Origin of the sequence: Enterobacter sp. 241F3, from assembly GCF_034106785.1 — a bacterium.
GTDB classification, from domain to species: Bacteria; Pseudomonadota; Gammaproteobacteria; order Enterobacterales; family Enterobacteriaceae; genus Enterobacter; species Enterobacter vonholyi.
The window spans coordinates 159,572-186,570 of sequence record NZ_JAWNDD010000004.1 but is presented as its reverse complement, the minus strand read 5'-3'; the positions used below and the strand labels follow the sequence as shown (position 1 = coordinate 186,570).

Annotated in this window: 24 protein-coding genes and 6 tRNA genes; 17 read left to right on the top strand and 13 right to left on the bottom strand. The window is 54.3% G+C overall.

What is annotated here, in order from left to right:
* The gene (gene glk / locus UR504_RS13620) at positions 1–966 is read right to left on the bottom strand and encodes a glucokinase (RefSeq protein ID WP_115875942.1); all 966 of its coding nucleotides are present in this window, start codon (positions 964–966) and stop codon (positions 1–3) included.
* 205 nt (positions 967–1,171) lie between these two features.
* Here glk and UR504_RS13615 point away from each other — a divergent pair, with 205 nt between their 5' ends.
* Entirely contained in the window at positions 1,172–2,407 is a 1,236-nt protein-coding gene (locus UR504_RS13615) for an ion channel protein (RefSeq protein WP_302236008.1), read from the top strand.
* Here UR504_RS13615 and ipdC read toward each other — a convergent pair whose 3' ends face one another.
* Complete coding sequence (gene ipdC, locus UR504_RS13610; protein ID WP_223580128.1) at positions 2,408–4,066, bottom strand: indolepyruvate decarboxylase; 1,659 nt, start codon at positions 4,064–4,066, stop codon at positions 2,408–2,410.
* 185 nt (positions 4,067–4,251) lie between these two features.
* Here ipdC and mgrA point away from each other — a divergent pair, with 185 nt between their 5' ends.
* Together mgrA and UR504_RS13600 are read left to right on the top strand one after the other, a co-directional pair.
* The gene (gene mgrA, locus UR504_RS13605; protein ID WP_274240518.1) at positions 4,252–5,250 is read left to right on the top strand and encodes an L-glyceraldehyde 3-phosphate reductase; all 999 of its coding nucleotides are present in this window, start codon (positions 4,252–4,254) and stop codon (positions 5,248–5,250) included.
* 127 nt (positions 5,251–5,377) lie between these two features.
* Complete coding sequence (locus UR504_RS13600; RefSeq protein ID WP_111965213.1) at positions 5,378–5,719, top strand: DUF2502 domain-containing protein; 342 nt, start codon at positions 5,378–5,380, stop codon at positions 5,717–5,719.
* Between the two features lie 31 nt (positions 5,720–5,750).
* Here the strand turns inward: UR504_RS13600 and UR504_RS13595 are convergent, their stop codons facing one another.
* Complete coding sequence (locus UR504_RS13595; RefSeq protein ID WP_008501590.1) at positions 5,751–6,989, bottom strand: Nramp family divalent metal transporter; 1,239 nt, start codon at positions 6,987–6,989, stop codon at positions 5,751–5,753.
* Between the two features lie 348 nt (positions 6,990–7,337).
* Between UR504_RS13595 and UR504_RS13590 the strand changes: the two genes are divergently transcribed.
* Entirely contained in the window at positions 7,338–8,525 is a 1,188-nt protein-coding gene (locus UR504_RS13590) for a NupC/NupG family nucleoside CNT transporter (RefSeq protein ID WP_008501591.1), read from the top strand.
* Positions 8,526–8,569: 44 nt separating this feature from the next.
* On the opposite strand, the gene UR504_RS13585 is transcribed toward UR504_RS13590, so the two are convergent.
* The 3 genes from UR504_RS13585 to UR504_RS13575 all read right to left on the bottom strand — a co-directional run bounded on the left by UR504_RS13585 (position 8,570) and on the right by UR504_RS13575 (position 11,166).
* Entirely contained in the window at positions 8,570–10,759 is a 2,190-nt protein-coding gene (locus UR504_RS13585; protein WP_302236020.1) for an EAL domain-containing protein, read from the bottom strand.
* Positions 10,760–10,973: 214 nt separating this feature from the next.
* Positions 10,974–11,049 (bottom strand) — tRNA-Ala (locus UR504_RS13580).
* 41 nt (positions 11,050–11,090) lie between these two features.
* Positions 11,091–11,166, bottom strand: a tRNA-Ala gene (locus UR504_RS13575).
* Positions 11,167–11,383: 217 nt separating this feature from the next.
* On the opposite strand from UR504_RS13575, the gene UR504_RS13570 reads away from it, so the two are divergent.
* Together UR504_RS13570 and UR504_RS13565 are read left to right on the top strand one after the other, a co-directional pair.
* Entirely contained in the window at positions 11,384–11,746 is a 363-nt protein-coding gene (locus UR504_RS13570) for a YfeC-like transcriptional regulator (protein ID WP_115875947.1), read from the top strand.
* Between the two features lies 1 nt (position 11,747).
* The gene (locus UR504_RS13565; RefSeq protein ID WP_320739789.1) at positions 11,748–12,140 is read left to right on the top strand and encodes a YfeC-like transcriptional regulator; all 393 of its coding nucleotides are present in this window, start codon (positions 11,748–11,750) and stop codon (positions 12,138–12,140) included.
* 44 nt (positions 12,141–12,184) lie between these two features.
* Here UR504_RS13565 and gltX read toward each other — a convergent pair whose 3' ends face one another.
* Positions 12,185–13,600 (bottom strand): glutamate--tRNA ligase, encoded by a 1,416-nt coding sequence (gene gltX, locus UR504_RS13560; protein ID WP_127731880.1) that lies wholly within the window; start codon positions 13,598–13,600, stop codon positions 12,185–12,187.
* Between the two features lie 259 nt (positions 13,601–13,859).
* Here gltX and UR504_RS13555 point away from each other — a divergent pair.
* The 5 genes from UR504_RS13555 (at position 13,860) to UR504_RS13535 (ending at position 14,755) form a co-directional block, all read left to right on the top strand.
* Positions 13,860–13,935 (top strand) — tRNA-Val (locus tag UR504_RS13555).
* 41 nt (positions 13,936–13,976) lie between these two features.
* Positions 13,977–14,052, top strand: a tRNA-Val gene (locus UR504_RS13550).
* Positions 14,053–14,081: 29 nt separating this feature from the next.
* Positions 14,082–14,157: transfer RNA gene (locus UR504_RS13545), tRNA-Val, on the top strand.
* Between the two features lie 4 nt (positions 14,158–14,161).
* Positions 14,162–14,237: transfer RNA gene (locus UR504_RS13540), tRNA-Lys, on the top strand.
* Positions 14,238–14,416: 179 nt separating this feature from the next.
* The gene (locus UR504_RS13535) at positions 14,417–14,755 is read left to right on the top strand and encodes a FlxA-like family protein (RefSeq protein WP_111965208.1); all 339 of its coding nucleotides are present in this window, start codon (positions 14,417–14,419) and stop codon (positions 14,753–14,755) included.
* Here the strand turns inward: UR504_RS13535 and UR504_RS13530 are convergent.
* Positions 14,746–15,687, bottom strand: coding sequence for a LysR family transcriptional regulator (locus tag UR504_RS13530; protein WP_111965207.1), 942 nt, complete (start codon positions 15,685–15,687; stop codon positions 14,746–14,748). The genes UR504_RS13535 and UR504_RS13530 overlap by 10 nt on opposite strands.
* A gap of 89 nt (positions 15,688–15,776) precedes the next feature.
* Between UR504_RS13530 and UR504_RS13525 the strand changes: the two genes are divergently transcribed.
* Positions 15,777–16,772, top strand: a complete 996-nt coding sequence (locus UR504_RS13525; protein WP_111965206.1) for a bile acid:sodium symporter family protein — start codon at positions 15,777–15,779, stop codon at positions 16,770–16,772.
* 1 nt (position 16,773) lies between these two features.
* On the opposite strand, the gene UR504_RS13520 is transcribed toward UR504_RS13525, so the two are convergent.
* The 3 genes from UR504_RS13520 to zipA form a co-directional block, all read right to left on the bottom strand.
* Positions 16,774–16,989: a DUF3820 family protein gene (locus tag UR504_RS13520; RefSeq protein ID WP_302236031.1), complete on the bottom strand. Its 216-nt coding sequence runs from the start codon at positions 16,987–16,989 to the stop codon at positions 16,774–16,776.
* Between the two features lies 1 nt (position 16,990).
* On the bottom strand, positions 16,991–19,006 hold the full coding sequence (gene ligA, locus UR504_RS13515) for an NAD-dependent DNA ligase LigA (RefSeq protein ID WP_136195532.1): 2,016 nt from the start codon (positions 19,004–19,006) through the stop codon (positions 16,991–16,993).
* Positions 19,007–19,075: 69 nt separating this feature from the next.
* Positions 19,076–20,059, bottom strand: a complete 984-nt coding sequence (gene zipA / locus UR504_RS13510; RefSeq protein ID WP_023308727.1) for a cell division protein ZipA — start codon at positions 20,057–20,059, stop codon at positions 19,076–19,078.
* Positions 20,060–20,289: 230 nt separating this feature from the next.
* Between zipA and cysZ the strand changes: the two genes are divergently transcribed.
* The 5 genes from cysZ (at position 20,290) to crr (ending at position 25,083) form a co-directional block, all read left to right on the top strand.
* Positions 20,290–21,051, top strand: a complete 762-nt coding sequence (gene cysZ, locus UR504_RS13505; protein WP_111965203.1) for a sulfate transporter CysZ — start codon at positions 20,290–20,292, stop codon at positions 21,049–21,051.
* 163 nt (positions 21,052–21,214) lie between these two features.
* Positions 21,215–22,186 carry a cysteine synthase A gene (gene cysK / locus UR504_RS13500; protein WP_014884739.1) on the top strand — a complete coding sequence of 324 codons (972 nt, stop codon included), beginning with the start codon at positions 21,215–21,217 and terminating at the stop codon, positions 22,184–22,186.
* Positions 22,187–22,503: 317 nt separating this feature from the next.
* The gene (gene ptsH, locus UR504_RS13495) at positions 22,504–22,761 is read left to right on the top strand and encodes a phosphocarrier protein Hpr (RefSeq protein ID WP_045909449.1); all 258 of its coding nucleotides are present in this window, start codon (positions 22,504–22,506) and stop codon (positions 22,759–22,761) included.
* 44 nt (positions 22,762–22,805) lie between these two features.
* Positions 22,806–24,533: a phosphoenolpyruvate-protein phosphotransferase PtsI gene (gene ptsI, locus UR504_RS13490; protein WP_023332954.1), complete on the top strand. Its 1,728-nt coding sequence runs from the start codon at positions 22,806–22,808 to the stop codon at positions 24,531–24,533.
* Positions 24,534–24,573: 40 nt separating this feature from the next.
* The gene (gene crr / locus UR504_RS13485; protein ID WP_003861316.1) at positions 24,574–25,083 is read left to right on the top strand and encodes a PTS glucose transporter subunit IIA; all 510 of its coding nucleotides are present in this window, start codon (positions 24,574–24,576) and stop codon (positions 25,081–25,083) included.
* A gap of 45 nt (positions 25,084–25,128) precedes the next feature.
* On the opposite strand, the gene pdxK is transcribed toward crr, so the two are convergent.
* Together pdxK and cysM are read right to left on the bottom strand one after the other, a co-directional pair.
* On the bottom strand, positions 25,129–25,965 hold the full coding sequence (gene pdxK, locus UR504_RS13480; protein WP_320739787.1) for a pyridoxine/pyridoxal/pyridoxamine kinase: 837 nt from the start codon (positions 25,963–25,965) through the stop codon (positions 25,129–25,131).
* A gap of 5 nt (positions 25,966–25,970) precedes the next feature.
* Positions 25,971–26,882 carry a cysteine synthase CysM gene (gene cysM / locus UR504_RS13475; protein ID WP_302236042.1) on the bottom strand — a complete coding sequence of 304 codons (912 nt, stop codon included), beginning with the start codon at positions 26,880–26,882 and terminating at the stop codon, positions 25,971–25,973.
* Positions 26,883–26,999: the final 117 nt, after the last annotated feature.

The following is a 26,999-nucleotide window of genomic DNA, read 5'->3' as shown; positions in this document are numbered from 1 at the left end:
TCAGAGAATCTGACCGAGAACCTGACGCAGGTGGGCACCCGACCCCAGCAGGCCTGGGTTATCATGCACGATCAGATAAACCGGAATGTCCTGCACGTAGCTTCTGAAGCGCCCTTTATCCTCGAACCCGCCGCGGAAGCCGGAGGCTTTGAAGAACTCCAGGAAGCGCGGCACAATGCCGCCCGCGATATAAACGCCCCCGAAGGTGCCCAGCGTCAGCGCCAGGTTGCCGCCGAAGCGTCCCATAATCACGCAGAACAGCGACAGGGCACGACGGCAGTCAATGCAGCTGTCCGCCAGCGCGCGTTCGGTAACGTCTTTTGGCTGCAGATTTTCCGGCAGACGACCGTCTGATTTCACAATCGCCCGGTACAGGTTCACCAGTCCCGGACCTGAAAGGACGCGCTCGGCGGAGACGTGGCCGATCTCAGCGCGCAATTCTTCGAGGATAATGCCCTCTTCTTCGCTGTTAGGCGCAAAGTCCACGTGACCACCTTCACCCGGCAGGCTCACCCAGCGCTGAGCGACATGCACCAGATGTGAAACGCCCAGGCCGGTACCGGCCCCGTAGACCGCAATCGGCTTACCCTCGACCGGTTCAGCGCCGCCAAACTGGATCAGATGCTCAGGCTTCAGCATCGGGATCGCCATGGACACCGCGGTGAAGTCATTGATGATTTCAAGATGCGCAAAGCCGAGGTTTTTTCTCATTTCGGCGATGGAGAATGCCCAGGTATGGTTGGTCATGGCGACCCAGTCGCCGGTTATCGGGCAGGCAATTGCGATGCAGCCATCTTCAACGCTCACCTGATGTTCTTCCAGATAGACGCGGACAACGGCCTCAAGGCTTGGATAATCCAGCCCGGAATAGGTTTTCGCCCGGGAAATTTCACCGCTACTTACATCGCATAATGCGAGGCGCGCGTTCGTGCCGCCCACATCACCTACCAACGCATACTTTGTCATTCTTCAACTGCTCCGCTAAAGTCAAAATAAATCTTTGGGACACTGTAAATTCAAGGCGTGATAACAACAACGACCGGAAGATGAATGCCCATGGATTATCGATCTTCGTCACAGAATAACTTTACCGTTTCAGCACCTTTTGCACTATTGCCATAAGGCTTAATGTGCAAAGTAACGTAATACCGTTTTGTACAAGGAAATCATCATGCTCCACCCGCGAGCCAGAACCATGCTGTTGCTGGCCATTCCGGCGCTCATCATTGGCGTGGTTTCAAGTCTGGTGCTCATCGTCGTGATGAAAGTCGCGTCGGTGCTGCAAACACTATTATGGAACGCGCTTCCTGCAGGACTGGGCGTCCCCGCTGATTCTCCTGCCTGGATCGTTGGAATGCTGACGTTAACCGGTATTGCGGTGGGTCTGGTGATCCGTTTCAGTCCCGGCCATGCTGGACCAGACCCGGCGCAGGAACCGTTGATTGGTGCCCCGGTTGCGCCCTCGGCGTTGCCAGGGCTAATCATTGCGTTGATTCTGGGCCTTGCCGGCGGCGTCAGCCTGGGGCCAGAGCATCCGATTATGGCCGTGAATATTGGCCTGGCGGTTTTTCTCGGTTCACGCATTTTGCCTCGCGTCGGCGCGCTGGACTGGACCATTCTCGCCTCCGCAGGCACCATCGGGGCACTCTTCGGCACGCCCGTTGCGGCGGCACTGATCTTTTCTCAGACGCTCAGCAGTAACAACGACGTCCCGCTGTGGGATAAGCTGTTTGCGCCGCTGATGGCCGCCGCAGCCGGGGCGTTGACCACCAGCCTGTTTTTCCATCCCCATTTTTCACTCTCCCTGCCACACTACGGCCAGATGCAAATCGCCGATATCTTCAGCGGCGCCATCGTCGTCGCCATCGCCATTGCGCTGGGCATGGTGGCAGTGTGGTGCCTTCCACGTCTGCATCGGCTGATGCATAAACTTAAACACCCGGTGTTGATTCTGGGAGCCGGCGGTTTGATCCTCGGTATTTTAGGGGCAATCGGCGGGACGGTGACATTGTTCAAAGGTCTGGACGAGATGCAGCAGCTGGCCTTCAGCCAGGTGTTTAGCGTCTCCGACTATCTGCTTTTTGCCGTGATCAAGCTGGCAGCGCTGGTGGTGGCCGCCGCCTGTGGTTTCCGCGGTGGACGCATCTTCCCGGCGGTCTTTGTCGGCGTTGCGCTGGGGCTGATGCTGCACGAGCATGTCGATGCGGTCCCTGCGGCCATTACCGTCTCTTGTTCTATTCTGGGATTGGTTCTGGTGGTCACGCGCGACGCCTGGCTAAGCCTGTTTATGGCGGCGGTAGTCGTACCGGATTCAACGCTTTTCCCGCTGCTTTGTATCGTGATGTTGCCCGCCTGGCTCCTGCTGGCGGGCAAACCGATGATGATGGCATGGCGAAACGACAAATAATCAGGCGCTATTACGCGCTTCCAGCGCTTTGGTAATCGCCCCCAGCAGCGGCGGGATATCCGCTTTCGGCAGCATCACCTCAATCAGCGAGAGCCGCTCGTGGTGCGCCACTTTTTCAAGGACGTCCGCCAGCTGCTCCGCTTCACTGACCCGCCAGCACTGGGCCTGGGGATCAAGGCTCAGTGCCTGCGGGATTTGCGTCCAGTTCCATAGCGCAATGTCGTTATACCGCTGCTCAGGCCCATGGATCGCTCTTTCCACCGTGTACCCTTCGTTGTTAAGGACCAGAATGATGGGGTGTTGTTTATCCCGCAGCATCGAGCCGAGCTCCTGGATGGTGAGCTGCGCCGCGCCATCCCCCGTCAGAACAATCACGCGCCGGTTCGGGCAGGCCGTCTGTGCGCCAAATGCCGCAGCCAGCGTATAGCCAATCGATCCCCACAGCGGCTGGACGATAAAATTCACGTCCGCCGGCAGACGAAGGTCGATCGCGCCGAAGGCCGAGGTGCCCTGATCCGCAAGAATGATGTCTCCCGGACGAATAAACGTCTGCAGCGTTTGCCAGAAATTCGCCTGTGTCAGCGAGCCATCCGGCTGCGGGTAGGCCATCGAGCTTTGAGAGGATGGCACGGGCGTACCGTGCACGTGCTGTTTACACAGCTCCACCAGCGTTTCGATTGCCTGAAGCATGGGGATGCCGGTAAACCAGATATCACCAACGCGTGAAGCATGAGGCTGAACTTCTATCGTTTGTGCCGGGGTGAGCTGATGCGTGAAGCCGGCGGTAAGGGTATCGGTAAATCGCGTCCCGATGCACAGCACGGTATCCGCCCCTTCAATCGCCTCTTTTACCGCGCCGGCGCTCGCCGAACCGCTGTAGGTGCCGTAAAAACCAGCGTGACGTTCGTCGAATATACCCTTGCCCATCAGCATGGTGGCGTGTGCCATCGGTACGTCTTTGACCCATTTCTGTAGCGCATGCTTCAGGCCGTGGCGCAGGACAAGGAAATCGGCCAGCAGCGCAGTACGCTTGCTTCTGGCAAGCTTGTTCTCAGCGGCCTCCCGGAACGCTTTCAGGCAGGCGCTATCGGCATGCGCATGGCGGAGCGTGAGAGCGCTTACAGGAGGCGTGGCGGCCTTTTTTGCCACGTCGGCAGGCAGCATCAAATAGCCGGGGCGACGCTCCCGGAGCATAGTGGTTAACACCCGGTCGATTTCATAGCAGGCGTTTTGTTCGGTCAGGATCGCCTGTGCAGCAGTAATCGGCTCGCTCATATGATAAAAATGACGAAACTCACCGTCGCCCAGCGTGTGGTGCAGCAGCTCACCTCTTTGCTGTGATGCCATCCCCGGCGCTCCCACAATATGCAAGACCGGAACGTGCTCGGCGTAGCTGCCCGCAATGCCGTTCATGGCGCTTAACTCTCCTACGCCAAATGTCGTCAGCAGCGCGGCGAAGCCCTTACATCGGGCATATCCGTCCGCGGCATAAGAGGCGTTTAACTCGTTGGCACAGCCCACCCAGCAGATATCGGGGCTGTCTATCACGTGGTCGAGAAACTGCAGGTTATAGTCGCCCGGCACGCCAAACAGATGATCGGCTCCACAATCTGTAAGACGGTCCAGCAGGTAATCGGCGACGCAGTATGGGGTACGCATGAACAGGTATCCTTCTAATGTTGACCTCACCTTGAGTATTAAATAAGCGTGATGGCTGTCCAGAATTGGCGATAAGAAGGGCATGGAAAGAATGCTTTACAAAAAAGGCTGCGCTATGCTGCTTTTTTTCCTAAAAATGTAAACGCATACACTGATTTTACACTTCAGCGCCAGAGGTTACGAAAATGGGTTATCAGCCGGACAAAAATCGTTACGGGACAATGGAGTATCGCCGCTGTGGGCAAAGCGGGCTCAGGTTGCCCGCCATCTCGCTCGGGCTGTGGCATAACTTCGGTGATACCACCCTTATCGAAAACAGCCGTCAACTTTTACAGCGTGCGTTCGATCTGGGCATTACGCATTTCGACCTTGCCAACAACTATGGCCCGCCACCGGGATCGGCCGAACGTAATTTCGGCCGTATTTTACAGGAGGACTTCCTGCCCTGGCGCGACGAGCTAATCATCTCAACCAAAGCGGGCTATACCATGTGGGAGGGTCCTTACGGCGACTGGGGGTCACGCAAATACCTGCTGGCAAGCCTCGATCAAAGCCTGAAGAGGATGGGGCTGGAGTATGTGGATATCTTCTATCATCACCGTCCTGACCCGCAGACGCCGCTGCTGGAAACTATGAAAGCGCTTGACCATGCGGTGCGTCAGGGGAAGGCTCTGTATGTTGGATTATCCAACTACCCCGCTGAACTGGCCCGCAAGGCGATTGATATCCTTGACGATCTCGGTACGCCCTGCCTGATCCACCAGCCGAAATATTCCCTGTTTGAGCGTGCGCCGGAAGAAGAATTGCTGGACGTGCTGCAGGAAAAAGGAGTCGGCTGTATTCCCTTCTCGCCGCTGGCCGGTGGGCAACTGACCAACCGTTATTTGAACGGCATTCCCGCAGACTCACGCGCGGCAAGCGGCAGTCAGTTCCTTAACCCCGACCAGCTCACCGAAGAGAAGCTGGAGAAGATTAGAAAGCTGAACGCCATGGCGGAAGAGCGCGGCCAGAAGCTGTCCCAGATGGCGCTGGCCTGGGTATTACGTCATGAGAGTGTGACCTCAGTGCTGATTGGGGCGAGTAAAGCGGCTCAAATTGATGACGCCGTGGGGATGCTGGCAAACCGCCATTTCTCTGTGGATGAGTTGGCCCGTATAGACGCGATCCTGAGCAGTTCAATATAAAACCGTTTTTAGCAAAAAGTGCTCTCCCCCAGGAATTCGGAGTTGAGGCGATGATACGAAGCTTTACCAACTCGTAAAATTGCGTTAACAGGCCCACCAAAGGCCCCGATCGTGAAGGAGAAAGAGTATGTTCAGGTCACTGATTCTTGCAGCGGTATTACTGGCTTCGGCGCCGCTGATCGCCACTGCGGGCGAAATCACCCTGTTGCCATCAGTAAAATTACAAATTGGCGATCGTGACGACTACGGCAGATACTGGGACGGCGGCTACTGGCGCGACCGTGACTACTGGCACCGTCATTATGAATGGCGCGGCGATCGCTGGTGGAAACATGATAACGGCAGACACCGCGGCTGGTATAAAGACAACGCGTATGAGCGCGGCTACCGTGAAGGCTGGAACGATCGTGACGACCGTCGCGGCGGCTGGGGTCGCGGGAAAGGTCATGGTCACGGCCATCACCACTAATAAAAAAGGAGCCATGGAGGCTCCTTTTTTGTTAAAGACCCAGTGCGGTTCCCACCAACAACCACAGGTTCAGCGCAACGACCACCACCACGATGGCCCATCCGGTTCGTTTTACCAGCGTTGAGTTAACCAGCTCGCCCATCAGAGTTTTGTTGCTGGTAAAGATCAGCAGCGGCACCAGCGCCAGCGCGATACCAAAACTCAGCAGAACCTGGCTCATGACCAGAATTCGCGTTGGGTCGAGACCCATCAGAATCACCACAAATGACGGTAGCATGGTGACGGAGCGACGAACCCACAGCGGAATGTGGAAGCGGACAAACCCCTGCATCACAACCTGGCCTGCCAGCGTGCCCACCACCGTAGAAGAGAGGCCTGCAGCTACCAGGCTGAGACCAAATATCGTGGCGGCAGCATGGCTCAGCAACGGCTCCAGCGTGAGATACGCCTGGTCGAGATCGGCAATACCGGTATGACCGTTAAAGTGGAAAGCCGCGGCTGCAGTCGCCATCATCGCCAGGTTTACAAACCCTGCGATGGTCATAGCGATCGCGACGTCCCACTTGGTGGCGGAGTAACGCTCTTTACGCGTCCCACCGTGGAGATGCTGCGTCAGCGAGGAGTGCAAATAAATCACGTGCGGCATGATGGTCGCCCCCAGCACCCCGGCGGCCAGGAACACCGCTTCCGACGTTGGCAGGCTTGGGATCGCCATCCCTTTACCGAGCTGTGCCAGATTCGGCTGTGAGAAAATCAGCTCGACAATGTAGGCCGCCGCCACAAAAAGCAGCAGACCACCAATCACCTTCTCCAGCGGCTTTTGACCCCGACGCTGCAGCATCAGGATGAGGAAAGTGGCAATCCCGGTCAGCACCGCCCCTTGCAACAGCGACACGCCCAGAATCAGCTTAAAGCCGATCGCTGCACCGATAAACTCAGCGAGGTCAGTGGCCATGGCGATGATTTCAGCCTGAACCCAGTAGAGCCAGACGGCGGGGCGCGGGTAATGGTCGCGAATTTGCTCCGCCAGGTTTTTACCCGTCGCAATCCCCAGCTTTGCGGAGAGCATCTGAATCAGCATCGCCATCAGGTTAGCCCAGACGACCACCCACAGCAGCTTATAGCCGAAGCTGGCCCCGGCCTGAATATTGGTCGCAAAGTTTCCTGGATCGATATAGCCAATGGCAGCGATGAACGCAGGTCCCATTAATGCGAACCGCAACTTGCGCGCGGCTCTGCCACTGCTACCCTCTACGCGACTGTTTGTCATTTCTGCCTCTGAAATATAGCCTTTGCTATGTTTAATGCTACCAAAATGAGAATGATTATCAAGATCATTAATGAAGCTTGCAGTGATTTCTCTGATAGCTTTGAACGATAGACGGGCGGGTAAGTGGGGCGATCTAACCGAAACTGAAATCGCGCATGCTTTTGTGAAGACTAGCACACAAACTTAACTTTTCACTCATTTACCTAACATAACAAAAATGTATTGTGGATCACTATTTTTGAGACTCGTCACAGGATGTAACTATAGTGTGTCCTCGATCTCGTTTTCTTTTCGGTTGTTACATAGAATGTGCACGAAAATTAAACCTGCCTCATATTTGGAGCAAATATGGACCGCGTCCTTCATTTTGTCCTGGCACTTGTTGTCGTTACTGCACTTGCATTGCTGGTCAGCACAGACCGCAAAAAAATTCGTATCCGTTATGTTGTTCAACTGCTGGTCATTGAAGTTTTACTTGCGTGGTTCTTCCTGAACTCCAACGTAGGCCTCGGCTTCGTGAAAGGCTTCTCCGAAATGTTCGAAAAACTGCTCGGATTCGCCAACGAAGGGACCAACTTTGTCTTCGGTAAAATGAACGACGAAGGTCTGGCGTTCTTCTTCCTGAAGGTTCTCTGCCCTATCGTCTTCATCTCCGCGCTGATCGGTATTCTGCAGCACATCCGCGTTCTGCCTTTCGTTATTCGTGGAATTGGCTTCCTGTTATCCAAAGTGAACGGCATGGGCAAGCTGGAATCCTTCAACGCCGTCAGTTCCCTGATCCTCGGTCAGTCTGAGAACTTCATCGCGTATAAAGATATTCTCGGCAAGATGTCCCGCAACCGCATGTACACCATGGCGGCAACCGCAATGTCTACCGTGTCCATGTCTATCGTGGGCGCGTATATGACTATGCTGGAGCCAAAATATGTGGTTGCTGCACTGGTTCTGAACATGTTCAGCACCTTTATCGTTCTGTCGCTGATCAACCCGTACCGCGTTGACGCAAGTGAAGAGAACATTCAGATGTCAAACCTGCACGAAGGCCAGAGCTTCTTCGAAATGCTGGGTGAGTACATTCTGGCCGGTTTCAAAGTCGCGATTATCGTTGCCGCCATGCTGATCGGCTTCATTGCGCTGATTTCTGCGCTGAACGCCCTGTTCGCCGCGGTGCTGGGTATCTCCTTCCAGGGGATTCTGGGCTACATCTTCTATCCGGTTGCATGGGTGATGGGTGTTCCGGCTCACGAAGCGCTGCAGGTGGGCAGTATCATGGCAACCAAGCTGGTTTCTAACGAATTCGTTGCAATGATGGATCTGCAGAAAATTGCCAGTACGCTTTCTCCTCGTGCGGAAGGCATTCTCTCCGTGTTCCTGGTCTCCTTCGCGAACTTCTCTTCCATCGGGATTATCGCGGGTGCGATTAAAGGTCTGAACGAAGAACAGGGTAACGTGGTATCTCGCTTCGGCCTGAAGCTGGTTTACGGCTCTACGCTGGTGAGCGTCCTGTCAGCGTCCATTGCGGCACTGGTCCTGTAACGTTTACCGTGAAACAAAAACCGGGAGCCTGGCTCCCGGTTTTTTTATGTCCGTAATTCTTCCAGCGGTTTGGGTTTGCCTATCAAGTAGCCCTGCAGGTAATCCACACCGAAGCGGAGCAGCATCTCCCGCTGCGCCGGTGTTTCCACATATTCCGCGACGACGCAGAGCGATTTTGTCTTTGCCAGATTACACATCGACTGCACAATCATTGCATCCATGTCGTCTGTACAAATGTCTTTCACAAAGCAGCCGTCAATTTTAATGATGTCCGCCTGCAGGCGTCTGAGGCGCTCATAGTTAGCGTAGCCAGTACCAAAATCATCGATGGCAATACGGAAACCATACTCCCGCAATTGCTGAATATTGTTGATACTCGTGCCTGAATTTGAGAAAGCCTGCTCTTCAGTAATCTCAATCACGACTGCCTGAGGCGCAACGCCGTACCGTTCAAACAGCGCGCAAATCTCGGTCGCCACCTCTTTTTGCATCAGCGTCAGCGGCATCAGGTTGACGGAAAAACGGGCGCCAGCGTGCGTTGCAGGGTTATCGCGCAGCCACACCAGTAATTTTTCCATGACGCACATATCAAACCGGTGGCTGAGGTTGAACTGCGCAATCAGCGGAATAAAGCGGTCAGGGGTAATAATCTCCCCCTCGCTCTCCATTCGCGTCAGGATTTCATAGTACCCGCTCCCGTCCGCCTTCTGGATCGGCTGCGCATACAAATTGAACTGCCCCGCCTCCAGGGCATGCTTAATCCGAGCCAGCATCAGGACACGCTCTGTCGTTTGCCCTGATGCCACCTCAAGACTATTCGTGAGCGCGAGTACGTTTTGCTCTCCGCAGGCCTGTTCTGCCAGCCAGCTTAGCTGCCCCAGCGTGTGATGCAGTTTCTCGCCGTCTTCGACCATTCCCCATGACGCGCCAAACTCAATATCCAGCCCGGTGTTGTTCCAGAAAATCTTATTGCTGTTGAGCCGATCGACCATATGCTGGAGACGTTCAGCAATTTCCGGCCCGAGCAAGACCAGCACCAACTCGCTTCCGGGCAGCTGGAAGAGCATTTCATCTTTTTGCAGAAGCGGCTGAAGCGACGTGGCGATCGTTCGTTTGCAGTGGACCCGCATGATAATCCCGTAGTGGCGGCTTAAAAACTCCAGATTATCCATGCGCAAAATGCACACTTTGGCATCCGGATGAATTTCAAGGTAATCCTCCAACGCACGAATATTAGGCAAACCGGTAAGAGGATCGGTCAGCGCCCTGTCCTGCCAGCCCCGCTTCAGCCACTCGCTGCGCTGGTAAATGCGAGACATGTAAAGCAAACAGATGGCGAAAGAGATCAGCACGGAGAGGATAAAGGAGAGCGAATGTCCCGATTCCACCCCGTTAAGGAAGTTGTAGTTGTATGTCAGCAGCAGGAGCGCTGAGGTGGCCCACAGCAGAGAAATCAACGCATAGGTCAGGCGGCTTATCGCTAAGGTAAAAAGAATAAATATCAGCGGCATCAAATAGCCCGCAATGATCGGTGACTCAAAAGGACCACATAAAATGACAAGAATGAAGCTTAAAAGCGCTAACCAGACAAAAATATATAATGGATTCTTGTGATAAAACATGGGCTTCACGCTTCGCCGCCAGAAGGTGACGGCATAACGAGGATTAATTATCATTCTTAGCGGGTAATAGAACATCATGGTAAAAATCAGCGCCGCGCATATCAGGCTTTGAATATCCACAACGTTATAAATTACCGTGCCTTCGCCGAAATAGGTCGAAATTGTCACCGGAAAATCAAAGAAATAGCCTGCCATATACATCGACAGCTTAATACCTAATGGCACGACAAAACCGAGCCAGAATATACGAAGCCCGATGTGTTTGTTAGGGATACTGTAGCGCCAGCGCTTGCCCAGCATAAGGCGTAGCAGGCCGCACCCCGCGAATAACGCAAAGGTCTGACAGAACAGTAAAACTGGATATTGTAGCGGCGCTAAATTAATATAGAATAAATTAGTGACAGTAAAACCTAACAGAATGGGAAGAATTGCTCTACGCCCAAATATCAGAATGACCGCCAGCATAACGCTGAGTGGCAACCATGCTAAATAAACGTCGTGACCATTAACAATTGCGCGTGGAGAAAGATAACGGGAGACAGGTACCGCAATCAGGCAAAGTGCCAGGGCAATCATAAATATCTTTACATTATCATACGTTTTTTTATTCATTAATCAGGGACGTTATTTTCCAGGAGAATCATTGACCGGATGGATAATAGGTTTATTAATTGCGCGAATCAAGTTCAAGTCTATTTATAGACCGGTTTATTGATTACGATTGAGGTGAGGTACAGAAATACCTTCTTTTTGATAACAAAATGCGGTAAAGGGCGTTACAAACAGATAAAAAAAACCCCCGTCATTCGACGAGGGTTTACAATTTTGGTGGAGCTAAGCGGGATCGAACCGCTGACCTCTTGCATGCCATGCAAGCGCTCTCCCAGCTGAGCTATAGCCCCACATATGACTTTACTGACCGCACTCTGTTGGGTTCAGAGTTTGGTGGAGCTAAGCGGGATCGAACCGCTGACCTCTTGCATGCCATGCAAGCGCTCTCCCAGCTGAGCTATAGCCCCATCGTAAAGCTGTCATGTTGACGGGCGGCATAATATGAATTCCGCTGCGGAGTGTCAACGGCAAAATCAATTCCAGCTATTCAATCGCCGAAAAATCATGCAAATGAATCACTTTGCGAGCCTGCTCGCAGTCAGGAGTTAAGCCTGTCACGTTTTCACGTTAAAGGGTGCTATAAAATGAGCCGCTAATTAACCCCACGGATATTCAGGAAATTGCATGATCAAGGAACGAATGACGCCAGAAGAGTTAGCCCTCCTCACTGGCTATAGCCGACAGACCATCAATAAATGGGTACGCAAAGAGGGTTGGATTACGTCACCAAAGCCAGGCGTCCAGGGCGGGAAAGCGCGTCTGGTACATGTGAACGAAAAAGTCCGTGAATTTATCCGCAGTGCACGTCGGGCAAGCGAAACATCCGAACTGCCAGAAGGCGTCAGTCATGATAGTTCACTTCACACCCTGCTCCTGACGCTAGCCAATGAAATGACGCCGGAAGAGCAGAAGCAGATGACATCGCTATTACTGCGAGAAGGGATCACCGGATTATTGCAACGTTTAGGGATTCGCGATCGGGACTGATATGAAAAGATTACGGAGCAAAATGACCACGGAAGAGCTGGCGGAGAGTTTGGGCGTCGCCAGGCAAACGGTTAATCGTTGGATACGCCAGCAGGGATGGAAAACCGAAGGGCTCAACGGCGTGAAAGGCGGTCGCGCGCGACTCATTCATGTCGATGCGCGCGTGAAGGAACATATTATGAGCCTCCCGGCAATTCGCACCCCTCACGAGGTTTACCATCTCGCGGAGGCCACGTCTTCCTACGGTACCCCCTCTTCAAACCTGTATCCGGGCATTATTGAGACGCTGGAGAGTATGACTAAGCCGGAGCAGAAGCGTCTGGATGCGTTATTGAAGCGCGAAGGCATACACGGATTTCTTAAGCGTCTGGGTATTGCAGAAGAAGAAGCATAAAAAAACGGCAGGTTCCCCTGCCGTTTGTTTTATCTGAGACGTTATTACTGCTGATTTTCTCGTTCAGCGATAAAGTCCAGCGCCTTGTTAATGCGCGAAACGCTGCGTGATTTGCCGATGGCATGAACCGTTACGTCCAGCGCCGGAGACTGACCCGCACCGGTCACCGCAACGCGCAGTGGCATACCGACTTTACCCATGCCGATTTCCAGCTCGTCCGCCGTCGCCTGAATGGCGTGATGCACATTCTCAGCGGTCCATTCGGTGAGCGCAGCCAGCTTGTCACGCACCACTTCCAGCGGCTGACGCGCAACCGGACGGAGGTGTTTCTTCGCGGCGTCCGCGTCGAACTCAGCAAACTCTTCATAGAAGTAGCGGCAGCTTTCAGCAATCTCTTTCAGAGTTTTGCAGCGCTCGCCGAGCAGTTTCACCAGATCCGCCAGCTCAGGGCCAGTGCGGGTATCAATATTTGCCTGCTCAATGTGCCACTGCAGGTACGTCGCCACATATTCCGGCTGCATGGTATTAATGTAGTGATGATTCAGCCACTGGAGCTTGTCGGTATTAAACGCGCTCGCTGATTTGCTGACAGAGCTCAGAGAGAATAGTTCGATCATCTCTTCGCGGCTGAAGATCTCCTGGTCACCGTGAGCCCAGCCCAGACGCACCAGATAGTTCAGCAGCGCTTCTGGCAGATAACCGTCGTCGCGATACTGCATGACGCTGACCGCGCCGTGACGTTTAGACAGCTTTTTCCCGTCGTCGCCGTTGATCATGGAGACGTGCGCATAAACAGGCACAGGGGCGTTCAGCGCCTTCAGGATGTTGATCTGACGTGGCGTGTTGTTGATGTGGTCTTCACCACGGACAACGTGAGTAATTTCCATATCCCAGTCGTCAACCACCACGCAGAAGTTGTAGGTTGGGGAACCATCGGTGCGGCGGATGATCAGATCGTCCAGCTCCTGGTTGCTGAATTCGATCGGGCCACGGATCTGGTCGTCAAAGATCACAGACCCCTCTTGCGGGTTAGCAAAACGCACAACGCAAGGCTCATCAGCAGCATGCTCGCTGTGGTCATGGCGGCAGCGGCCGTCATAACGCGGCTTTTCACCATTCGCCATCTGCTCTTCGCGCAGCGCATCCAGACGCTCTTTGGAGCAATAGCACTTATACGCCGTGCCCGCGACCAGCATTTCATCAATGACGGCGTTATAGCGGTCAAAGCGTTTGGTCTGGAAATAAGGGCCTTCGTCCCATTCCAGATTCAGCCAGTTCATCCCATCCATAATGGCTTCAATTGCTTCCGGCGTGGAGCGCTCAAGATCGGTGTCTTCAATACGCAGCACGAACTCACCTTTGTTGTGGCGTGCGAAAAGCCAGGAATAGAGAGCGGTACGTGCACCACCGACGTGCAGATAGCCTGTCGGGCTCGGCGCGAAGCGAGTTTTGATTTTCATGAAATGGCCTTACGTTATAAAGATGCCGGCAATCGGCAAATCCTGGGGAAAAAAAAGATGGGCAATATTCTATCACTGTGGGGGGATTCCTCAATGTTGATCCCTTTATCGTGACCGAGTTTGCGATTTTTGTTTAGAAATCATGCGCCACAGCCCGTTTCGCGATCGTTTTGCTTAATTTTACGACGAACGAATAAAAACTTTAGAAAATGCGTTGACTCATTTTCAACTCTCCCTATAATGCGACTCCACACAGCGGGGGTGATTAGCTCAGTTGGTAGAGCATCTCCTTTACACGGAGGGGGTCGGCGGTTCGAGCCCGTCATCACCCACCATCTACTTCGGTAGACCCGCAGTGTAGATAAGAATTGAGATTGGGCGATTAGCTCAGTTGGTAGAGCATCTCCTTTACACGGAGGGGGTCGGCGGTTCGAGCCCGTCATCGCCCACCATTCTCACCTTATCGCAGTAGTTCCGAAATGGGCGATTAGCTCAGTTGGTAGAGCATCTCCTTTACACGGAGGGGGTCGGCGGTTCGAGCCCGTCATCGCCCACCATTTCGGGTCGTTAGCTCAGTTGGTAGAGCAGTTGACTTTTAATCAATTGGTCGCAGGTTCGAATCCTGCACGACCCACCAATGTAAAAAGGCGCCCTAAAGGCGCCTTTTTGCTATCCGCAGTTTGTCTACTTCCCTGCCTTCAACGTCGCAATCAATACTGATTGTGTATCGATGCAACTCCCTGCCAGATATGGCAGTTTTGCTCAAGCTAATCCCATTGGTGCCGATACCTCTGTTTTATAACGCGAGGAAAAAGTATGACGACCATTCAGGCTTCAACCCAACAGATTCAAACCAGCGGCGCGAGTGGAACTTCGAGCAGTAACGATATCTCTGCGCAAATCACCCGCATTCTCGACAAGATCAAAAAACTGACCCAGCAGTTAAAAGAGCTGTCGAACAGCCCCATCAGCACCGACGAGAAGAAAAAGCAGCAGGAACTTATTCAGACCCAGCTCAAAGTGCTGCAGGCTCAGCTCGCGGCGCTGCAGCGCCAGCAGGCCGAAGAGGCCCAGAAGAAGCAGGAACAAAAACTGGGCAAAGTGGAAGGCGTGAATAGCCCGTCAGACAATAATCAGATTGATATCTACATCTGATCTTCTGATGCGTTAAACAGTGGGTCGCGTATGCGGGCTTCGGTTAATCGTTGTGCCTGGATACGCACCACTTCCCAGATAGCCTGCGCCGCCCCCGAGAGTGAACGATTTTTTCGCCGCACCAGCATCAGCTTTCGCTCGACAACGGGCGTTAATCGCCTGACGGCCAGTCTGCTTCCCTGCGGCAGGGGGAGCGCCAGGGCGGGCAATACGCTGATGCCAATGCCGGCTTCCACCATGGGAAACAGCGTCGCCGGGTGACCAATCTCCTGCACGATTGTTGCCTTTACGCCCTGATTCATCAGCGCGGAATCAATCAACGGACGGCTGCCCGAGGCATAATCCTGTAATACCAGATTCGCGCCCTGCAGGGACTGCCAGCTGACCTCAGGCAACGAGGCCAGCGGATCGTCGTCACGGCAGAGCAGCAAAAAAGGCTCAGAGAGTACGCTTTCGCACGCCAGATCGCTTGCCTGACCGGGATCGATAACAATACCAAAATCGACATCCCCCTGGCGGATGCTTTCCAGCACCCACTGTTGCGGCCTGTCATGCAGTACAAAATCAATGTCCGGGTAGCGATGGCTTCCCTCGGCAATACACTGAGGTATAAGGTGTGCGGATATCGTCTGGCTGGCCGCGACCCGCACGGTACCCGAAAGCTGCTGGCCCAGCCTCCCCACGTCTCTGAGCGTGCTGTTGAGCTCATCCAGCAACCGTTCAAGGCGCAGAGCGAGCTGCTGCCCCGCTTCGGTCAGCACCACTTCACGCGTGGTTCGGTCAAGTAACCGGACGCCAGTCTGATTTTCCAGCTCTTTCACGCTGTGGCTAACCGCCGACTGGCTCAGGCCAATCATCTCCCCTGCCCGGCTAAAGCTACGAGCCTGCGCCACGGTGACAAAAACACGAAGCTGACGGAGTGAATAATTCATCTTTTTAATTCATGAATGGATGCAATAAATCAATTTTATTTCTCAAATGGAAAAAAGCACAATAGCGACATCTGTTTTCAGGAGTCATTATGAAACTATTTCGTATTGTTGATCCGTTTACGCTCACCCTGGTAGTTACCGTTTTACTGGCCTCTTTCTTCCCCGCTCGCGGCGGTTTCGTCCCGTTTTTTGAAGGGCTGACGACGGCCGCCATCGCGCTACTGTTCTTTATGCACGGCGCAAAGCTCTCCCGCGAAGCCATTATCGCGGGCGGTAGCCACTGGCGACTACACCTGTGGGTGATGTGCAGCACGTTCATTCTGTTCCCGATCCTCGGCGTGCTGTTTGCCTGGTGGGCGCCGGTTAACGTCGACCCGGCGCTTTACACCGGTTTCCTGTATCTCTGTATTCTTCCGGCCACGGTGCAGTCCGCCATTGCCTTTACCTCTCTCGCGGGAGGGAACGTGGCGGCCGCGGTCTGCTCGGCATCGGCATCCAGCCTGTTAGGGATTTTCGTTTCGCCGCTGCTGGTAGGCCTGCTGATGAACATGCACGGTGCGGAAGGTAACCTTGAGCAGGTCGGCAAAATCTGTCTGCAGCTGCTGCTGCCGTTTGTGCTGGGGCATCTTTCCCGACCGTGGACCGGCGCGTTTGTGGCGAAGCATAAAAAATGGATTTCAAAAACCGACCAGACCTCGATTCTGCTGGTGGTTTACTCCGCCTTCAGCGAAGCGGTCGTAAACGGGATCTGGCACAAGGTGGGGGCAGGCTCGCTGCTGTTTATCGTGGTGGTCAGCATCGTCCTGCTGGCGATTGTTATTGCCGTTAACGTCTTTGTGGCACGCAAATGCGGCTTCAACAAAGCGGATGAAATTACGATCGTATTCTGCGGTTCGAAAAAGAGCCTGGCGAACGGCATCCCGATGGCCAACATTCTGTTCCCGACCTCGGTGATTGGGATGATGGTGCTGCCGCTGATGATTTTCCACCAGATCCAACTGATGGTCTGCGCGGTGCTGGCGCGTCGCTACAAGCGCCAGACCGAAAAGCTGGCGCAGGAAGAGACCCGCGCCGCGAAGGCTTAAGTTAAGGACGTTTCAGGGGCTGCACTAGCTGAGTCAGCCCCTCGGTTTTGATCAGTAACGTGATAGCCATCAGCTCGCCCAGTCGCCCTGCCGGGAATTCATCCTTACGGGCAAACCACAGCAGATACTCCTCCGGCAAATCAATCAGCCTGCGGCCCTTGTATTTACCGAACGGCATCTCGGTATTGGCGATCTCAACGAACTGCTCTTTCTCCACGTTACTCTCCTAACAGACGCATCATTTCCACTTCGTCGATAACCTCAATGCCGAGCTCCTGGGCTTTCGCCAGCTTCGAACCCGCCGCTTCACCGGCGATCACCAGGTCAGTTTTCTTCGACACGCTGCCCGCCACTTTCGCCCCCAGCGCCACCAGACGTGCTTTGGCATCGTCGCGTGAAAGCTGGCTCAGGCTGCCGGTCAGTACCACCGTTTTACCGGCGAACGGGCTGTCGATCTCTTCAGCGTTAACCACCACCGGCGCGGGCCATTTAATGCCCTCTTCCAGCAGTTCGCCGATGACGTTACGGTTGCTCTCTTCGGCGAAGAAGTTAAAGACGTGCGTGGCGACGACAATACCTACGTCCGGGACTTTCTGCAGCTCCTCAATGCTCGCCTTTTCCAGCGCCTCCAGCGTACCAAAGTATGCTGCCAGACCTGCTGCGGTTGCTTCACCCACTTCACGAATGCCCAGCGCGTAGAGGAAACGGGCGAAAGTCGTCTCTTTTGCGGCTTCCAGCGCGTTAACCACATTCTGGGCAGACTTTGGTCCCATGCGGTCCAGACCGGTCAGTTTACCAGCGGTCAACCTGAAGAGGTCCGCTGGCGTGTGGACGTACTCTTTCTCAACCAGCTGATCGATAATCTTGTCGCCCATGCCGTCAACGTCCATTGCGCGACGGGAGACGAAGTGCTTCAGTGACTCTTTACGCTGCGCGCCACAGATTAAGCCACCCGTACAGCGCGCCACCGCTTCACCTTCTACGCGCTCAACGTCCGAGCCGCACACCGGACAATGGGTTGGGAAGACAACTTCGCGCGTATCGTCAGGACGCTCTGACTCAACGACGTTAACCACCTGCGGGATCACGTCCCCTGCGCGGCGAATCACCACTTTGTCACCAATGCGCAGGCCCAGGCGTTCGATTTCATCGGCGTTGTGCAGCGTGGCGTTACTCACCAGCACGCCCGCCACCTGCACTGGTTCCAGACGGGCGACCGGTGTAATAGCCCCCGTTCGACCGACCTGGAACTCCACGTCGCGAACGAAGGTCATCTGCTCCTGAGCCGGGAACTTAAACGCCACCGCCCAGCGCGGCGCGCGCGCCACAAAGCCCAGCTGCTCCTGTAGCGCCAGTGAATTCACCTTGATGACGACACCATCAATATCAAACCCGAGCGTCGGACGGTCCGCTTCCACCTTGTGGTAGAACGCCAGCACCGCTTCCGGCGAGTCGCAGAGCTGAACGCGGTTGCTCACCGGCAGGCCCCACGCTTTAAACTGCAGCAGGCGTCCAAGGTGCGTATCCGGCAGCTCGCCGCCCTCAAGAATACCCACACCGTAGCAGAAGAAAGTAAGCGGTCGCTTCGCGGTAATACGTGGGTCGAGCTGGCGCAGCGAGCCCGCCGCCGCATTACGCGGGTTAGCAAACACTTTCCCGCCGGTGCGACGAGCCTCTTCGTTAATTTTCTCGAAGCCCGCCTGCGGCAGGAACACTTCGCCGCGCACTTCCAGACGAGCAGGAATGTTGTCACCCTGCAGCCTCAGAGGGATCGCGCGGATGGTACGCACGTTGGTGGTGATGTCTTCGCCCGTCGTGCCGTCGCCACGCGTCGCGGCACGCACCAGCACGCCGTTTTCATAGAGAAGACTGACCGCCAGGCCATCCAGCTTGAGCTCGCAGCACCAGGTGAGAGAGTCGCTGCTTTTCAGGCGATCCTGCACGCGCTTGTTAAACGCGAGGAAGCTCTCTTCATCGAAGACGTTATCCAGCGACAGCATCGGCACTTCATGACGCACCTGGCTGAAAGCGCCCAGCGGCTCAGCGCCGACACGCTGGGTGGGGGAATCCGGCGTGATGAGTTCAGGATGCTGCGCCTCTAGTTCGCGCAGCTCGCGCATAAGGCGGTCATACTCCGCATCCGGCACTTCCGGCGCGTCCATAACATGATAGAGGTATTCATGATGGCGAAGCGTGGTTCGCAGTTCAGTGAGTTGTTGTTCGATTGAGTCCATATCGCACCATCAATGAGAAAAAACCCCCGACATGCGGGGGTTGAGGAGGAGTTGAAGTCAACGCAGCGATTACGCGTTAGCTTCCTTAACTTCGCGGATGCGGTCCTGATACTCGCGCAATTTCTGCGGGGTCATCATTCGACGCTGATCGTCGAGCACCACGCCACCGACTTCGTCAGCGATGTGCTGAGCGGACTGCAGCATCAGCTTAAAGTTTTGCAGTTCATCACCGTAGGACGGCACCTGCATAAAGATAGTGACGCCCGGGGTCACGAAATCACCGGTCATTTCCGGATCGAAGGTGCCAGGGTTAACCATGTTGGCCAGGCTGAACAGCGCCGGACCGCTACCGTCAGGGCTCAGGTGGCGATGGAAAATATTCATATCGCCAAACTTGAAGCCTGCCTGTTGAATACTGTTAAGCAGCACATCGCCATTGAGATGGCTACCGTGATGCGCGGCCACGTTCATAATGATCACCGCTTCTTTACGCTGCGGTTTTTCAACAACCGGTTCTGGCTCTACAACGGGCTCAGGCTCAACGTGCGGGGCCGGAGCAGGCTGAGGCGCAGGCTGTACGTGAACAGGCTGCTGCGGTTGTTGTACCGGCTGAGCAGGTTGTTGCTGCACGGGCTGCTGAACCGGTTGCTGTTGAACCGGCTGTGGCGCAGCAGGCTGCTGATAGACAGGCTGTTGCGGCGGCTGGCGCACCGGCTCTTCCACAGGCTGCGGCGCTGGCTGGCGCGGCTGTGCAGAAGCATACGGCGGTTGATACTGGTGCTGCGAAGGACGAGGCGCTTCATGCTCCCCATGGCCTGCGCCGGGCGCAGTATTGACCCGATGAACACGAACTTCACCCACGCCGTCGTCATCGCTACCGTCGATGTCATCTTCACTGTCATCGTCGTCACGACTGGACTTCATGCGCTTCAGTGGGCGATCGCGAAACATCGAGGAACGCTCTTTACGGCTGGTCCAGAAACCATGTACCAGTAAAGCGATTATGGCGATCGCGCCAACAATGATTAATATCAGACGCAAATCCTGCATCATTATATTCTCTGTTGTTCTAACACCTTGCCACCACGGCAAACATTTACTCACTAAGAGTATTTGCCGTTTACGTCAAGTGCAAGTGTGTGCAGAGCATTCACAGCATAAAGATGAAGGAAATCGTGCTTTTTGCTGGTTTTTCGAACATTTCCGAACTGGTCATTGCTCAGTAAGTGGATAATATAGGCGGGCAATTCCACTGGTTGTGTAAAAAGGAGTACAGCCTGGCTATGGTTTCAACATCTTCTTCCCCCCCGCGCAGCGGCGTCTGGTATTTTTCTCAGGGCTGGAAACTGGTCTCCCTGCCGGGGATTCGACGCTTCGTCATTCTGCCGCTGTTGATCAACATTATTCTTATGGGCGGCGCGTTCTGGTGGCTGTTTACAAAGCTGGAGAGCTGGATCCCGTCGCTGATGAGTTACGTGCCGGACTGGCTGCAGTGGCTTAACTACCTGCTCTGGCCGGTGGCGGTGATCTCCGTGCTGCTGGTGTTTGGCTACTTCTTCTCGACAATTGCAAACTGGATAGCCGCACCGTTTAACGGTCTGCTGGCGGAACAGCTGGAAGCGCGGCTTACCGGTGCGACGCCGCCGGACACAGGGATATGGGGGATCATGAAAGACCTCCCTCGCATTATGAAGCGCGAATGGCAGAAGTTTGCCTGGTACCTGCCCCGCGCGCTCGTGCTGCTTATCCTCTATTTTGTGCCAGGCATTGGCCAGACCGTGGCACCGGTGCTGTGGTTCCTGTTCAGCGCCTGGATGCTGGCCATTCAGTACTGCGACTATCCTTTCGATAACCACAAGGTACCGTTTAAAGAGATGCGCACCGCCCTGCGCAGCCAGAAGGTCGCCAATATGCAGTTTGGCGCACTGACCAGCCTGTTCACCATGATTCCCTTCCTGAATCTATTCATCATGCCCGTCGCCGTTTGCGGCGCGACGGCGATGTGGGTCGACTGCTACCGTGCTAAGCACGCGTTATGGAAATAATGCAAAAATGTGTAAAGCAGGGGTGGCTTATGCCGCCCCTTATTCCATACTGATCCCCATTATTTCCTTGCAGTATATAGATATGCGAATTCCTTACTTCCCCCTACCTGCTCAACAGGTATGCTGGGTCGGTATCCCAATTTCATACAGTTAAGGACAGGCCATGAGTAAGATTTATGAAGACAACTCGCTGACTATCGGTCATACGCCCCTGGTTCGACTGAACCGTATCGGTAATGGACGCATCCTGGCGAAGGTCGAATCACGTAACCCGAGCTTCAGCGTTAAATGCCGTATCGGTGCAAACATGATTTGGGATGCTGAAAAACGTGGCGTACTGAAGCCTGGCGTTGAGCTGGTGGAACCAACCAGCGGTAACACCGGTATTGCTCTGGCCTATGTTGCTGCTGCGCGCGGCTACAAGCTGACGCTGACTATGCCAGAAACGATGAGCATCGAGCGTCGTAAGCTGCTTAAAGCGCTTGGCGCGAACCTGGTGCTGACCGAAGGCGCGAAGGGCATGAAGGGCGCCATTCAGAAAGCCGAAGAGATTGTGGCCAGCGATCCGGCGAAATATCTGCTGCTGCAGCAGTTCAGCAACCCGGCAAATCCGGAAATTCACGAGAAGACCACCGGTCCGGAAATCTGGGAAGATACCGACGGCCAGGTTGACGTCTTTATCTCCGGCGTGGGTACCGGCGGTACGCTGACCGGCGTGTCACGCTATATTAAAGGCACAAAGGGTAAAAAAGACCTGATCACCGTTGCCGTTGAGCCGACTGACTCACCGGTTATCACCCAGGCCCTGGCCGGTGAAGAGCTCAAACCAGGCCCGCATAAAATCCAGGGTATTGGCGCAGGCTTCATTCCGGGCAACCTGGATCTGAAGCTGATCGATAAAGTGGTCACCATCACTAACGAAGAGGCCATCTCTACCGCGCGTCGCCTGATGGATGAAGAAGGCATTCTGGCGGGTATCTCTTCCGGTGCGGCCGTTGCGGCAGCGCTCAAGCTGCAGGAAGACGAAGCCTTTACCAATAAGAATATTGTGGTTATCCTTCCGTCCTCGGGTGAGCGTTACTTGAGCACCGCACTGTTTGCCGATCTGTTTACCGAAAAAGAGCTGCAACAGTAGTGCCAGCATGTTAATAACGCGTAAAAAAGCACCTTTTCAGGTGCTTTTTTGTGGCCTGCTTCAAACTTTTACCCCTCCTGGCATTGCTTCACCCCGTTGGGTCTGGTATTTAAACCAGCAATTATTTTGATGCGTGAAATTAATCGGTGAATGAAATAGCCTTGCTGAATCGATTTTATGATTTGGTTCAAGTCTTGCTTTCGCTGCATAATGTTTAATGACGATCGAAACGTCAGCGCTAACAATACAGGCTAAAGTTCAGTCGCCAGGCTAGACTTTAGTTCCACAACACTAAACCTATAAGTTGGGGAAATACAATGTTCCAGCAAGAAGTTACCATTACCGCTCCGAACGGTCTGCACACCCGCCCTGCTGCTCAGTTTGTTAAAGAAGCAAAAGGCTTTTCTTCTGAAATCACTGTGACTTCCAACGGCAAAAGCGCGAGCGCAAAAAGCCTGTTCAAACTGCAGACTCTGGGCCTGACTCAGGGCACCGTTGTCACCATCTCTGCGGAAGGTGAAGACGAGCAGAAAGCAGTTGAGCATCTGGTAAAACTGATGGCTGAGCTCGAGTAAGTTTCCGGGTTCTTTTAAATATCAGTCACAAGTAAGGTAGGGTTATGATTTCAGGCATTTTAGCATCCCCGGGTATCGCTTTCGGCAAAGCACTGCTGCTGAAAGAAGACGAGATCGTCATCGACCGGAAAAAAATTTCTGCCGACAAGGTTGATCAGGAAGTTGAACGTTTTCTGAGCGGTCGTGCCAAGGCATCTGCGCAACTGGAAGCAATCAAAACTAAAGCTGGCGAAACTTTCGGTGAAGAAAAAGAAGCCATCTTCGAAGGGCACATCATGCTGCTCGAAGATGAGGAGCTGGAGCAGGAAATCATAGCCCTGATTAAAGATAAAGGCATGACGGCCGACGCGGCTGCGCATGAAGTTATCGAAGGTCAGGCAACTGCCCTGGAAGAACTGGATGATGAATACCTGAAAGAGCGTGCGGCTGACGTACGTGACATCGGTAAGCGCCTGCTGCGCAACATCCTGGGTCTGGCCATTATCGACCTGAGCGCAATTCAGGATGAAGTGATCCTGGTTGCCGCGGACCTCACCCCGTCTGAAACCGCACAGCTGAACCTGAAAAAGGTCCTCGGTTTCATCACCGACGCGGGTGGCCGTACCTCCCACACCTCTATCATGGCGCGCTCTCTGGAACTGCCTGCCATCGTGGGTACCGGTAGCGTCACCTCTCAGGTGAAAAACGGCGACTATCTGATTCTGGATGCCGTAAACAATCTGGTTTACGTCAACCCAACTAATGAAGAGATCGATAAACTGCGCGCGGTTCAGGAGCAGGTTGCGACTGAAAAAGCGGAACTCGCTAAGCTGAAAGACCTGCCAGCTATCACCCTGGACGGCCATCAGGTTGAAGTGTGCGCAAACATCGGTACCGTTCGCGACGTTGATGGCGCTGAGCGCAACGGTGCGGAAGGCGTAGGTCTCTATCGTACAGAATTCCTGTTCATGGACCGCGACGCGCTGCCAACGGAAGAAGAGCAGTTTGCTGCCTATAAAGCCGTGGCTGAAGCGTGTGGCTCTCAGGCGGTTATCGTCCGTACTATGGACATTGGTGGCGACAAAGAGCTGCCGTACATGAACTTCCCGAAAGAAGAGAACCCGTTCCTGGGCTGGCGTGCGATTCGTATCGCGATGGATCGTAAAGAGATCCTGCGTGACCAGGTTCGCGCGATCCTGCGTGCCTCTGCTTTCGGTAAACTGCGCATCATGTTCCCGATGATCATCTCTGTTGAAGAAGTGCGTGCACTGAAGAAAGAGATCGAAATTTACAAGCAGGAACTGCGCGACGAAGGTAAAGCGTTTGACGAGTCAATCGAGATCGGCGTAATGGTGGAAACACCTGCGGCGGCGACTATTGCGCGTCATTTAGCCAAAGAAGTTGATTTCTTTAGTATCGGCACCAATGATTTAACGCAGTACACCCTGGCAGTTGACCGTGGTAATGATATGATTTCACATCTCTACCAGCCAATGTCACCGTCCGTACTGAACTTGATCAAGCAAGTTATTGATGCTTCTCATGCAGAAGGTAAATGGACTGGCATGTGTGGTGAGCTTGCAGGCGACGAACGTGCTACACTTCTGTTGCTGGGTATGGGTCTGGACGAATTCTCTATGAGCGCCATTTCCATCCCGCGCATTAAGAAGATTATCCGTAACACGAACTTCGAAGATGCGAAGGTGTTAGCAGAGCAGGCTCTTGCTCAACCGACAACGGACGAGTTAATGACGCTGGTTAACAAGTTCATTGAAGAAAAAACAATCTGCTAATCCACGAGATGCGGCCCAAATTACTGCTTAGGAGAAGATCATGGGTTTGTTCGATAAACTGAAATCTCTGGTTTCTGATGATAAGAAAGACTCCGGAACTATTGAGATTGTTGCTCCGCTCTCCGGCGAGATCGTCAACATCGAAGACGTGCCGGATGTAGTGTTTGCTGAGAAAATCGTTGGTGATGGCATTGCTATCAAACCAACTGGCAACAAAATGGTTGCTCCAGTTGACGGCACCATCGGTAAAATTTTTGAAACCAACCATGCGTTCTCTATCGAATCTGATAGCGGTATCGAACTGTTCGTTCACTTCGGTATCGACACCGTTGAACTGAAAGGCGAAGGCTTCAAACGTATCGCGGAAGAAGGCCAGCGTGTTAAAGTTGGCGACCCGGTGATTGAATTCGATCTGCCACTGCTGGAAGAAAAAGCCAAGTCTACCCTGACGCCGGTAGTTATCTCCAACATGGACGAAATCAAAGAACTGATCAAACTGTCTGGCAGCGTCACCGTGGGTGAAACCCCGGTTATCCGCATCAAGAAGTAATTCTTGCCCGCACAGAAAAATGGCGCCTTCGGGCGCCATTTTTGTTTATGCCGGGAGGATAAGCTCGTCGTAGCCTTTCGACTGGGTATAAAGCATCACGTCAGTCACCCGATCGCCGGCCATGCGAATGGCATCTGCAACGGTTTTCCCCTCTACAATTCCGCTCACCAGCTCTGAACAGAACAGGTCGCCCGTCCCTTTCAGATCGGTTTCTACGCGCGGGTGCGCGCTGACGGTCACGCCTTCATTCGTCACCAGCACCACATGGATGTTTTGCGGGTCGTCAGCGACCGGCGCGCTGGTGATCGCCACCCATTTCAGGCTGTCTGAGAGCAGTCCCTGTGCCGCCGCGATGGCGCTTTTCGGCGTGCGGCACGGCTTGCCACTTAACACTTCCAGCTCGTAGACGTTTGGCGTAATCCCCTGCGCCAGCGGCAGCAGGTGCTCCCGATACGCCTGCGGGATATCCGGCTTCACGTACATCCCGCTGTCGATATCGCCGATAACCGGGTCGACCAGCACCAGCAGATCAGGATGCTGAGCTTTGACCGCCTTCAGCCACTGCGCCAGCAGGACGATCTGGCTGGCACTGCCCATATAGCCTGTGGTAACCGCCTTAAGCTCGCGCAGGATCTCGCGCTCTTCCAGCGCTTTCAGGTAGCCGCTGAACCACTCATCGGGGATCACGCCACCATAGAAGGTGTCATAGTGTGGCGTGTTGCTGAACAGTACCGTTGGCACGGCGGTGACGTTCAGCCTGTGGGTTCGAATATTAGGAACCGCAATGCTGTTACCCACGCTCCCGTACACCACCTGCGACTGTACCGCGACAATATCAGTTTGCTGCGCCCGGGTATTATCCCGGAATAGAATCATCTCCATGACGCTTAAATCCCCGCCCCCTGCGAATAACTCTCTTCACCAAAGACGCCGGTAGACAGATAGCGATCGCCTCGATCGCAAATAATCGCCACCACCACAGCGCCCGGGTTTGCCTGCGCTACCCGAATCGCGCCCGCTACCGCGCCGCCCGAGCTGACGCCGCAGAAGATACCTTCGCGTACGGCCAGCTCACGCATGGTATTTTCCGCCTCGCGCTGGTGAAGATCCAGCACCTGGTCCACAAGCTGCGCATTAAAGATGCCGGGCATATACTCCGCCGGCCAGCGGCGAATGCCCGGAATGCTGCTCCCCTCTTCCGGCTGCAGGCCCACAATGGTGACGGCTTTGTCCTGCTCGCGCAGAAAACGCGATACGCCGGTAATGGTGCCGGTGGTGCCCATGCTGGAGACAAAATGGGTGATTCGCCCGTCGGTTTGCTGCCAGATTTCCGGGCCGGTGGTGGTGTAGTGCGCGTACGGGTTGTCCGGGTTATTAAACTGATCGAGCAGTTTACCTTCGCCGCGCTCGGCCATTTCTAACGCCAGGTCGCGCGCGCCTTCCATCCCCTGCTCTTTGGTCACCAGAATCAGCTCGGCCCCGTAGGCACGCATCGCGGCGCGGCGCTCCTGGCTCATGTTGTCAGGCATCAGCAGCTTCATGCGGTAGCCTTTCAGCGCCGCAATCATCGCCAGGGCGATACCGGTGTTACCGCTGGTGGCTTCAATCAGTACGGCGCCCGGCTTAATATCGCCGCGCTTTTCAGCCTGGACAATCATCGACAGCGCGGCACGATCTTTTACCGACCCCGCCGGGTTATTGCCTTCGAGTTTGACCCAGATTTCGCTTCCGTTAGCCGGCCCCATGCGCTGAAGTTTGACCAGAGGGGTGTTGCCGATGGTGTGTTCGAGTGTATTCACGTTTTTTACTCAATAAAAAAGCCGGGTGGCGTTTCGCTTACCCGGCCTACAAGACGCAGTGATAACTGTAGGCCCGGTAAGCGCAGCGCCACCGGGCGATAAACATCCTAATAACCT

Bases quoted from the DNA above. Each gene is read 5' to 3' on its own strand.
- pdxK (WP_320739787.1), bottom strand. From the start codon at position 25,965: ATGGAGATGATTCTATTCCGGGATAATACCCGGGCGCAGCAAACTGAT.
- UR504_RS13565 (WP_320739789.1), top strand. From the start codon at position 11,748: ATGAAAAGATTACGGAGCAAAATGACCACGGAAGAGCTGGCGGAGAGT.
- ligA (WP_136195532.1), bottom strand. From the start codon at position 19,006: ATGGACTCAATCGAACAACAACTCACTGAACTGCGAACCACGCTTCGC.
- UR504_RS13615 (WP_302236008.1), top strand. From the start codon at position 1,172: ATGCTCCACCCGCGAGCCAGAACCATGCTGTTGCTGGCCATTCCGGCG.
- ipdC (WP_223580128.1), bottom strand. From the start codon at position 4,066: ATGCGTACCCCATACTGCGTCGCCGATTACCTGCTGGACCGTCTTACA.
- UR504_RS13585 (WP_302236020.1), bottom strand. From the start codon at position 10,759: ATGAATAAAAAAACGTATGATAATGTAAAGATATTTATGATTGCCCTG.
- UR504_RS13595 (WP_008501590.1), bottom strand. From the start codon at position 6,989: ATGACAAACAGTCGCGTAGAGGGTAGCAGTGGCAGAGCCGCGCGCAAG.
- ptsH (WP_045909449.1), top strand. From the start codon at position 22,504: ATGTTCCAGCAAGAAGTTACCATTACCGCTCCGAACGGTCTGCACACC.
- zipA (WP_023308727.1), bottom strand. From the start codon at position 20,059: ATGATGCAGGATTTGCGTCTGATATTAATCATTGTTGGCGCGATCGCC.
- UR504_RS13570 (WP_115875947.1), top strand. From the start codon at position 11,384: ATGATCAAGGAACGAATGACGCCAGAAGAGTTAGCCCTCCTCACTGGC.
- UR504_RS13530 (WP_111965207.1), bottom strand. From the start codon at position 15,687: ATGAATTATTCACTCCGTCAGCTTCGTGTTTTTGTCACCGTGGCGCAG.
- UR504_RS13525 (WP_111965206.1), top strand. From the start codon at position 15,777: ATGAAACTATTTCGTATTGTTGATCCGTTTACGCTCACCCTGGTAGTT.
- UR504_RS13600 (WP_111965213.1), top strand. From the start codon at position 5,378: ATGTTCAGGTCACTGATTCTTGCAGCGGTATTACTGGCTTCGGCGCCG.
- mgrA (WP_274240518.1), top strand. From the start codon at position 4,252: ATGGGTTATCAGCCGGACAAAAATCGTTACGGGACAATGGAGTATCGC.
- cysZ (WP_111965203.1), top strand. From the start codon at position 20,290: ATGGTTTCAACATCTTCTTCCCCCCCGCGCAGCGGCGTCTGGTATTTT.
- ptsI (WP_023332954.1), top strand. From the start codon at position 22,806: ATGATTTCAGGCATTTTAGCATCCCCGGGTATCGCTTTCGGCAAAGCA.
- UR504_RS13590 (WP_008501591.1), top strand. From the start codon at position 7,338: ATGGACCGCGTCCTTCATTTTGTCCTGGCACTTGTTGTCGTTACTGCA.
- cysK (WP_014884739.1), top strand. From the start codon at position 21,215: ATGAGTAAGATTTATGAAGACAACTCGCTGACTATCGGTCATACGCCC.
- gltX (WP_127731880.1), bottom strand. From the start codon at position 13,600: ATGAAAATCAAAACTCGCTTCGCGCCGAGCCCGACAGGCTATCTGCAC.
- crr (WP_003861316.1), top strand. From the start codon at position 24,574: ATGGGTTTGTTCGATAAACTGAAATCTCTGGTTTCTGATGATAAGAAA.
- glk (WP_115875942.1), bottom strand. From the start codon at position 966: ATGACAAAGTATGCGTTGGTAGGTGATGTGGGCGGCACGAACGCGCGC.
- UR504_RS13535 (WP_111965208.1), top strand. From the start codon at position 14,417: ATGACGACCATTCAGGCTTCAACCCAACAGATTCAAACCAGCGGCGCG.